Source organism: Synechococcus sp. R3-13, assembly GCF_047462195.1.
GTDB lineage: Bacteria > Cyanobacteriota > Cyanobacteriia > Thermostichales > Thermostichaceae > Thermostichus.
The window spans coordinates 1-8,471 of record NZ_JANSIO010000249.1; the positions used below are offsets into that span (position 1 = coordinate 1).

The 8,471-nt window shown below is 56.9% G+C and carries 9 protein-coding genes and 1 pseudogene; 7 read left to right on the forward strand and 3 right to left on the reverse strand.

Translation table 11 applies throughout. From position 1 onward, the window contains the following. Nucleotides 1–97 precede the first annotated feature (97 nt). The gene (locus NW856_RS07750; protein ID WP_414399727.1) at nucleotides 98–1,258 is read left to right on the forward strand and encodes a pyridoxal-phosphate-dependent aminotransferase family protein; all 1,161 of its coding nucleotides are present in this window, start codon (nucleotides 98–100) and stop codon (nucleotides 1,256–1,258) included. Nucleotides 1,259–1,369: 111 nt separating this feature from the next. Next, entirely contained in the window at nucleotides 1,370–2,038 is a 669-nt protein-coding gene (locus NW856_RS07755) for a PHP domain-containing protein (RefSeq protein WP_414399728.1), read from the forward strand. 23 nt (nucleotides 2,039–2,061) lie between these two features. On the opposite strand, the gene NW856_RS07760 is transcribed toward NW856_RS07755, so the two are convergent. Beyond that, nucleotides 2,062–3,111, reverse strand: a complete 1,050-nt coding sequence (locus tag NW856_RS07760) for a potassium channel family protein (protein ID WP_414399729.1) — start codon at nucleotides 3,109–3,111, stop codon at nucleotides 2,062–2,064. An 88-nt stretch (nucleotides 3,112–3,199) separates the two neighbouring features. Here NW856_RS07760 and NW856_RS07765 point away from each other — a divergent pair, with 88 nt between their 5' ends. Beyond that, nucleotides 3,200–3,412 carry a DUF2997 domain-containing protein gene (locus NW856_RS07765; RefSeq protein ID WP_414373745.1) on the forward strand — a complete coding sequence of 71 codons (213 nt, stop codon included), beginning with the start codon at nucleotides 3,200–3,202 and terminating at the stop codon, nucleotides 3,410–3,412. Nucleotides 3,413–3,448: 36 nt separating this feature from the next. On the opposite strand, the gene NW856_RS07770 is transcribed toward NW856_RS07765, so the two are convergent. Beyond that, nucleotides 3,449–3,679 carry a hypothetical protein gene (locus NW856_RS07770; protein WP_011433402.1) on the reverse strand — a complete coding sequence of 77 codons (231 nt, stop codon included), beginning with the start codon at nucleotides 3,677–3,679 and terminating at the stop codon, nucleotides 3,449–3,451. Between the two features lie 183 nt (nucleotides 3,680–3,862). Beyond that, nucleotides 3,863–4,273 carry a plastocyanin gene (gene petE / locus NW856_RS07775; RefSeq protein WP_011433401.1) on the reverse strand — a complete coding sequence of 137 codons (411 nt, stop codon included), beginning with the start codon at nucleotides 4,271–4,273 and terminating at the stop codon, nucleotides 3,863–3,865. A 1,291-nt stretch (nucleotides 4,274–5,564) separates the two neighbouring features. Here petE and NW856_RS07780 point away from each other — a divergent pair. The 4 genes and pseudogenes from NW856_RS07780 to NW856_RS07795 all read left to right on the forward strand — a co-directional run bounded on the left by NW856_RS07780 (nucleotide 5,565) and on the right by NW856_RS07795 (nucleotide 7,935). Then, a complete protein-coding gene (locus NW856_RS07780; protein ID WP_414399730.1) occupies nucleotides 5,565–5,969 on the forward strand; it encodes a hypothetical protein in 405 nt (134 codons plus the stop codon). Between the two features lie 130 nt (nucleotides 5,970–6,099). Next, nucleotides 6,100–6,317: pseudogene (gene ndhO / locus NW856_RS07785) on the forward strand (NAD(P)H-quinone oxidoreductase subunit O). Nucleotides 6,318–6,374: 57 nt separating this feature from the next. Beyond that, on the forward strand, nucleotides 6,375–7,202 hold the full coding sequence (locus NW856_RS07790; protein ID WP_414399731.1) for a cell division protein FtsQ/DivIB: 828 nt from the start codon (nucleotides 6,375–6,377) through the stop codon (nucleotides 7,200–7,202). Between the two features lie 7 nt (nucleotides 7,203–7,209). Beyond that, nucleotides 7,210–7,935, forward strand: a complete 726-nt coding sequence (locus NW856_RS07795) for an energy-coupling factor ABC transporter ATP-binding protein (RefSeq protein ID WP_414399732.1) — start codon at nucleotides 7,210–7,212, stop codon at nucleotides 7,933–7,935. Nucleotides 7,936–8,471: the final 536 nt, after the last annotated feature.

The following is an 8,471-nucleotide window of genomic DNA, read 5'->3' on the forward strand; positions in this document are numbered from 1 at the left end:
GCCAAGTGGTAAGGCAGAGGTCTGCAAAACCTCTATGCGCCAGTTCGAATCTGGCCGCCACCTTTCAAACCTCACTTGCATCCCAAGCAGGGCAAGCATGAAAGACAAGCTGATATTGATGATCCCCGGCCCCACTCCCGTTCCCGAGAGTGCTCTGCTGGCGATGGCACGGGGGCCCATCGAGCACCGCAGCAAAGAGTTCACCGCCATTTTGGAAGAGGTCACCGATGGGTTGCGCTGGCTGCACCAAACCACCTCAGATGTGTTTGTCTTTTCCGCCAGTGGCACCGGCGCTATGGAAGCCGGGATCCTCAACACCCTCAGCCCTGGGGATCGGGTTTTGGTGGGGGTGAACGGCAAGTTTGGGGAGCGCTGGGCGGAAATGTCCGAGCAGTTTGGCCTTCAGTGTGAGCGGGTGGAAACCCCCTGGGGGATCCCTTACCCCGTCGAGATCTTCCAAGAAAAGCTGGCTGCCGACCGGGAAAAAACCATCAAAGCCGTCATCCTCACCCACTCGGAGACTTCCAGCGGCGTAGCCAACGATGTCCAAGCCATTGCTGCTGCTGCCCGCGAGCACGGGGAAGCCCTCGTCCTGGTGGATGGGGTCACCAGCGTGGGGGCAATGCCGGTGCTGATGGACGAATGGGGCTTGGATGTGGTGGCCTCGGGATCCCAGAAGGGCTATATGATCCCACCAGGGCTGGGATTTGTGGCCGTCAGCCCGCGGGCCATGGCCGCTACGGAGCGCTCTAGGTTTCCCAAGTACTACTGGAGCTTTAAGCTGGCGCAAAAGGCTCTGCACCAGGGCACCACTCCCTTTACCCCGGCGGTGAACCTGTTTTATGCCCTGCGAACGACGTTACAGATGATGCGGGCAGAGGGTTTGGAGGCCATTTACCGGCGTCATGCCAGGTTATCCCAAGCCACCCGCGCCGGTGTTAAGGCTCTGGGCCTTAAGCTCTTGGTTGATCCAGAATCTGCGGCTAGCCCCGCCGTGACAGCCGTGCTGGCTCCCGAAGGGATCAATGCCGATACCCTTCGCAGCATCTTGAAGAAGCAATTTGATCTGGCCACTGCTGCCGGACAAGATCACCTCAAGGGCAAGATCTTCCGCATCGGCCATTTGGGCTTTATCAGCGACCGCGATGTGCTGATGACCTTGGCTGCTCTGGAGTCGGCTTTACACACGGCGGGCTACAGCGACTTCACTCCAGGGGCAGGAACTCGTGCTGCTGAGGAAGTACTGGCCCACGGCTAGGGATCCCTTCTGAACCCTCAGCTCAGCGGCCTTTGACACATGGCACTGACCCCTACCCCTGGCTACAATGGGGGGACATGCTTAATAAAACTTCAGAACCCAAGGGTGGCTATGGCTGTCAGCTTGGAACGGGATCCCTGCGTGGTGGCTTCCGCTGTGGAGTTGCGGCAGGTGCTGCAGAGGGTTGGCCCCCATTCTTGTCCCTTGCAGTACAACTTTCACCTGCATACCCGCTGTTCGGATGGGCAGATGGATCCCGTGGATCTGGCGGAGCAGGCGCGCCGGCACGGCCTCAAGGGCCTAGCCATCACCGATCACCACACCCTGAAGGGCTACGAACGAGCACGCACCCACTTGGATCGTCCCGACGACCCCATCCTGTGGCCGGGGATCGAGATCACCGCAAACCTGTTGGGCTGTGAAGTGCATATTCTCGGCTACGGCTTCGATCCCACCGATGGTGTCCTGGATCCCTTTGCCCAAGGGGAGCAGGTTCCCGGCTTGCCCGCCGCCGACGCGATCCAGGCCATTCAAGCGGCAGGAGGCTTGGCGGTGTTGGCCCATCCCTTTCGCTATTGCCTGCCTGCAGAGGAAATTGTCCCAGCAGCAGCGGAGTTGGGAATAGACGGCCTTGAGGTCTACTACGCCTACAAAAACCCGGAGATTTGGATCCCTAGCCCGGAAGTGACGGAGAAAGCCGAAGAGCTGGCCGAGACCTACGGACTTTTGAAAACCTGTGGCACCGACTCTCATGGCCCCAGTATTCTGAGGCGGATTTGAGCCAGGCTACCCAGAACAAGCTGCTACGGGCGTGGATAGAGCAACTGTCCAAGCCGGCGCAACTGCTCTGCGGTGCCCATACACAGCAGCAGATCCCCCGGCTGCAACAGGGTTTCTCCGCTGGGGCCACCAATCAACTGGCCATCCGCCCGTCGAATCGCCACCACTAAAGCTCCGGATCGGTTGCGCAAATCGGCTTTCCGTAGGGTTTGCCCGACATAAGGACATTCTTGGGCTGCCAGCTCGTACTCCTCTAGGTAAAAAGTGCGATCCCGACCGACAAGGATGCCATCCACAAAGTCCACAACCCGGGGGCGTAAGGCAGCCGCCGCCATGCGTTTTCCGACCGTGATGTAGGGAGAAATGGCATGGGCAACGCCCGCCCGCTGCAGTTTTTGCAAAGCCTCCTCCGTATTGGCGCGGGCAATGGTGCGAATGCGGGGGTTCAAGGTGCGGGCCGACAAGACCACGTAGAGGTTCTCGGCATCGGAAGACAGGGCGGCAATCAGCCCCTCCGCCTGTTGCACCCGCGCTTCCAGCAAAGTGGCATCCAGAGTACTATCCCCCTGGAGAGCCACATATCCCAGCTCTTGAGCCACCTGAATCGCCTCAGCAGACTGATCGATCACCAAAAATGGCACCCCTTCTGCTCGAAACTCTTGAGCCACCTGCCGGCCAATGCGCCCGAAACCGCAAATGATGTAGTGGTTGTTCAGCGCTTCCATCTGTTTCTTCCATTTCCGTTGCCGGATCCCTTCCTGAAAATGTCCCTGGATGAGGGCCTCTGTAAAGCGATTCACCATGAAGCCGATGCTCAAGACCCCCATCAGGATCAAGGCCACCGTAAATAAACGCCCCCGCTCCCCCAGCGGCCCCACCTCCATGAAGCCCACGGTGGTTAGGGTGATAACGGTCATGTAAAAAGCTTCCACCCAAGGCCACTGCTCCACCCCGTGGTACCAGAGGGTGCCGATCAGCACCACACACACCAATGCCCCCACGCCCAAGCCGAGGTCTCGCCGGATCCCGGGATCCCTTTTGGCAGCCTGGAAGGGGGGACGAGCAGAAGCCATAGAGCCCAGCCAGATCTAGCCCAGGAAAAGGAAGCAAGAACTAGAATGGGGAAGAACCTGTTGTTGTTCGGTAACCAGTGGAGTGCGGATGCCTGAGTACATCAAGGTGGAATATCGGATCGGCAAAGATGGACGGGTCGCCGAGACCGTACTGAATGGTTCTGGCTCCAGTTGTACTCTAGCTACCGCCGGCTTGGAATCAGCTCTTGGAACTGTGCAGAACCGGGAGCTCTTGCCGGAGTTTCACCAACTGACTGAAATCGAGAGGGAGTCTGAGGTCTCCTTGAAGCAAACCCGCTGACTCCATATCCATTTGCCTAGGGTTCTCACCATCTTCTCACTTTTTCTTTTTGCTCCCCTTTCCGGCCGTATTGCCGGCCCGTGCCGCTCCAACCGCAGCCTGAAACAGCCAAACGGCCAATGGAGCAGCGACAACCAAGATGATGCTGGTGGGGCCGACGCCAAAATCCGGCTCGCCAGAAGCCAACTCGAAAATTGAGCCAACAGCAGCAATGGCGCTGAGGCAGGAAACGGCCAAGAGCAGGTAACCTTTAACGCTGGTGGTCATAGAGAACCCGTTTGAGAACTACACTTGCGCAGTACAGGGCAAGCCGGTCGAATGCGTATTCATTCGCTAAAAAGCCCTCCCACTCCCGAGAGGGCTAACTTTTATGCTAAAGGCAGGGATCCCTGTCCAGCAAGGCAAAACCAAAAGTGGGATCCCTAGAAGTTCAGAACTTGGGGTGTGGATTTAGCCGTTCACGATGATCTTGCCGACCATTCCGGCCCCACGGTGGGGCGTGCAGTAGTAGGTGTACTCACCTGGAGGAACATCAACAAAAGCCGACTCCACCACCTGCTTAGGAGCAGTGAGCAGTGCCTTGTGGGAGAGCTTGGCGGCCAGAGCCGCATCTCCACCGGGCACCTTGTCGAAGACAACATTGTGGGGGTAGACCTTGTTGTTCACCCACTGAACGGTATCCCCTTGGTTGATGGTGAGAGAAGGCGGATCGTAGACCAACTGGGCCTTGTCAGATCCCATTTTGACAATGTAGGTCTCGGCAGCAGCAGGGTTGGACAAGAACGCCACAGCCAACCCCCCAACCACAAGGCTGAGCAGGATGAGCTGCAAACGCTTCACCAGGTTGAAAACTAGAGACATGGATTCCTCTCAAAACGTAACAGCAGTTATCCCAGACTTTGCGGCTCGGCTGCCCCTTTCCAGGTTGCGAAGAGCACCCAGCCAGGCGGATGGGCAGCAGGGACAGTTGAATTCCCAATGCTCATTATAAGAGGGCTCATCCCAGAATAGAGCAATGCCCAACTGCGGGGCGGCAACATCCATCCTTTACAGGGAGCCGCGGCAGACCGAACCCGCCAAACAGCACAGCTCTTCCAGAAACCTACGGCAACCCTGTTGCCAGGCAATCCGATGCGGCTGGATCCCCAACCACTTGGGGTAGAGCATCTTGGCAGTTGGCGAGCGTGCGCAGGAAACCGAGAGCCAGTTTTCCGGGTCGTCCTCATCTCTACCCAAAAGTGCTTCGCAAAGTTTCGCAAAGTAGAGATTCTTTTTCCGTGGGATCCCTTAAAGTCCAAGAGTGTCTTGCCTAATAAATCCGTAGGGTTGTCGATGCACAAGAAGGGCAAATCATCCTAATCTCAAAGAGCAGGTTCTTGGATGCTGCTGGTCGGTATTCCTTTGAGATTCCTCAATAACATCACCTGAAAGTCAGTTGGTTGTTCAGCCCTCACCAAAAAAGGGAGTCTGTTAAGATGAGCGTACAGCGTTCACCCGTAGTTGGTCCAAGCAAGAGTCGGCTTGCAACAAGTTTAGAATCGACGGATCAGCGGCTTAACATTCAAATCTTGGCCCGGTGTATTGGCACTGCCTTGAACCTGGGCGCTCCCCTCAGGGTTGAAGTACACTACACCTCAAAAGTGCAGCAGTAAGGTTTTCTTACCAGGCCGATCTGGAGGCACAGCTTCATACTGCAGTTTTTACTTATCTGAGCCTGGAGTGAGTTTTTGGACTTCTTACTTCACTGTATAGCCATATAGGTATAGCCATATAGCCACTGCTAGCTAAGACAACGCATCTAGCGTATGAGGAAACTCCTCTGGCTCTCTAGAAGAGAGGAGCGAGCGTAAGCCAATTTCTCGGCCAGAAGGTTGTATGGCAGTCGGCTACAGGGATCCCTGAACTTCCTGATCCTGAGATGCTTTGGGGATGAGTTACATTGCCATCGGCCAAACCCTTTGCCAGAGGTTGAAACTCTCTCCCTCTGAGGTGCGGGATCCAGAAACCCTTCTGCCCCGGAGGGCAGGGTGCTCTAAGTTGGCTTAACATTATTTCATGACCGGGCCTGGCCCTCACCTTGCCAAGGGCGGGTGGCCAATATCAGTGCCTAGGGATCCGGCTCAACTTCCTTCCCATTGCAGGCAAAACGACCATGGTAGGCATCTTCAAGCGCTTGTTCGGCTCGCGCAGCAAAGCTGCGGCCACGTCCTCACCGGAAACTGTTGCTAAGCCAACGCCAAAGAAAGCGAAAAACGACAATACTTTTTTTCTCGACCCAGATGAAGCCAAAACCCTTGGCAACATCGAGTATATGCGCACCCCCAGGATCGTGAAGCACACCTTCCAGGATTTCGGCAGCAAGGAGAAGGTGGAGGTGGTGGAGCAGGTCTCTTCCCTCAGCAAAGTTAAGTTGTCCACAGAGCAAGCCAAAACTCCTGAAACTGCTGCTGAGCAGGGATCCTCCGCTTCAAGCAGCAGCGGAGCAAGCCCACGCCGTCAGGGGGGATCGGACATGGATACCTTCCGCAATATGGCCCGCAGCCTAAAACGCAAATAAGCCAAACTCAGGTTGATCCCTGTCAGAGCCAACCAGGGGCTGGATCCCAGCTTTCCTCTTCACGGCAGCGGCAGGCGTGATACAACTGCTATCGAGCCGACTAATCCGCGACTGAACTTGAGGAGGAGCAATGGCAATCAAGCGAGGCACCTTGGTGCGGGCTATCCGCGAGAAACTGGAGGGTAGCTTAGAAGCGCAGGCAAGCGATCCTTTCATTCCCAACTACGTTTTCGAGACCCCGGAGAAGTCGTGGATATCAAAGGTGACTACCTGCAGATTAAGTTTGGGGCTGTTCCCACCCCTACGGTTTGGCTGCGGGCGGATCAGGTTCAGGAGATGGCGGGTTGAGTAGAAGCACGGAATGTTCCCCATCTGCATACCCCGTGATGGGGTGAAGGGGGATCCATGGCACTCCTGGCTGCTCCCAACCGTGAACAAATCCTGCAGCGTAGGCAGCTTTTGCGTCGGCAACGGCGCAGCCGATTCTGGCAGGGATCCTGGCGCCTGACCGGTTCGATGACCCTCTTGGCGCTGCTGGTGCTGGGCCTACGGCAGCCCCACTGGCAAATTCGTCAGCCAGAACAGATTCAGGTAAAGGGTGCCCACTGGGTCGATCCCGCCTGGATACGGGCACAATTGCCCCTGCAGTATCCCCTCAACATTTGGCAGGTGCAACCGGCTGTTTTGGAAAGGGCTTTGCTGGGATCCCCGACCCGCCCCTCTCCCATCGAAAGCGTCCAGGTGCAGCGACGGCTGCTGCCGGTGGGGGTAATCGTCCAGGTGCGAGAACGGCAACCTGTGGCGCGGGCGCGATGGGGCAACCAACTGGGCTGGGTGGATGTCCAAGGCAACTGGCTGTCTCCGGATCCCTACCGTTCCCCCAAGTCTTGGCCTGAGCTGGAGCTGCTGGGCTGGGAGAACCACACCCCAGAGCAATGGGCGCTGTTGCTCAGGGCTTTACAGCAGTCTGAAATTCAGATCAGGGCAGTGGATTGGCAATCTGGAGCGGGAATTACCCTGCATACTGAGCTGGGCAACGTCTACCTGGGGCCGATTTCCGACCGCTTGCCCTTGCAAATTCAGACCCTCAACCAAATGCGGGATCTGCGCCGCTACTGCGAGTGTACGCCCGACGACATCGTCCAGATTGACCTCACCAGCCCCAGTGTGCCCACCTTGCAACTTACCCCCACGGCCACCCAGGAGCGCTGGAAAGACGTGCGGATGCCCTAGCTTTGCTATGAACCCGGTGCCGGCGGTGGAGGTGAACCAATTGTGGACAGCTTATCCCGGTCATCCGCCGGTGCTGCAAGGGCTGGATCTGCGGGTCGAGGTCGGGCAACATCTGGGGGTGATCGGCCCCAATGGCGCGGGTAAAACTACCCTGTTCCTCACCCTCTGCGGCCTGTTGCCCCCCTGCTCTGGCCAGGTGAGTTTGTTTGGCCAGCCGCTGCGGCCCGGCCAGTTTCGCCCTGAGGTGGGGTTGGTGTTTCAGGATCCCAACGATCAACTGTTTGCCCCATCGGTGGCCGAAGATGTGGCCTTTGGACTGCGCAATTTGGCCCGTCCTGAGGGGGAGATTGCGGCTGCGGTTCGAGCGGCCTTGCACCTGACCGGCACTCTGCACTTGGCTGATCGTCCCCCCCATCACCTCTCCGGTGGGGAAAAGCGCATGGTCGCCATTGCCGGGATCCTGGCGATGAAACCCCAGTTGGTGCTCTACGATGAGCCGACGGCCAACCTCGATTTGCGAGCCCGGCGCCGGTTGATAGTTTTTTTGCAACAGGCCGCCCACACTTTTCTGCTGGCTTCCCACGATCTGGAGCTGATCCTGGAGGTGTGCGATCAGGTCATCCTGTTGGATCAAGGTCGGATCTGGGCCCAGGGATCCCCGGCCCACCTGATGGGCCGAGCCGACCTCATGGAAGCCCACGGCCTGGAAGTGCCCCCCTCGCTGCGCCGATGATCCAGGAGTCGATGAGCGGTGAAAGTTGAAAAGATGTCAAGAATTATTTTTGAATTGATAACAATTTTGCCTCTCTTAATAAAAAGCTATCGTGCTAATTAAAAATATTGATTTTCGTCCAGGATTAAATAGGGATATCATTTTGTTAAGTCGGGGATCCCTTCTCTGAGCTGTCCTAGTCAATTTTGTATGATCGATTTTGTACAAGAAAGATGTGGACTTAGCTCAGAGTTGGCAGCTTTGCCCGCCTGAGTGACAGTTGCGGTTAACCCTGATGGCTCCTACAACCTGTTCTGACTTCAGTCGGAGGTCTGTGGCTCAGAGCCTTCTCCCCTCAGAGGGGGGTCTCTGGTGGCTGGGGTAGGTGTCGCCGGGAAAAGCTGTCAATCGAGATTTGGGCAGAGGATCTCTCTGATGAAATCGAAAGGAGATTGCATGAGCGAACCCAACAAGCGAGATCACTTTGCCTTGTTGCTGGGTTCGACAACGTTCAGGAACTGAGTGTTCAGAAGTGGAGAGTTGATATGCCTATTGCA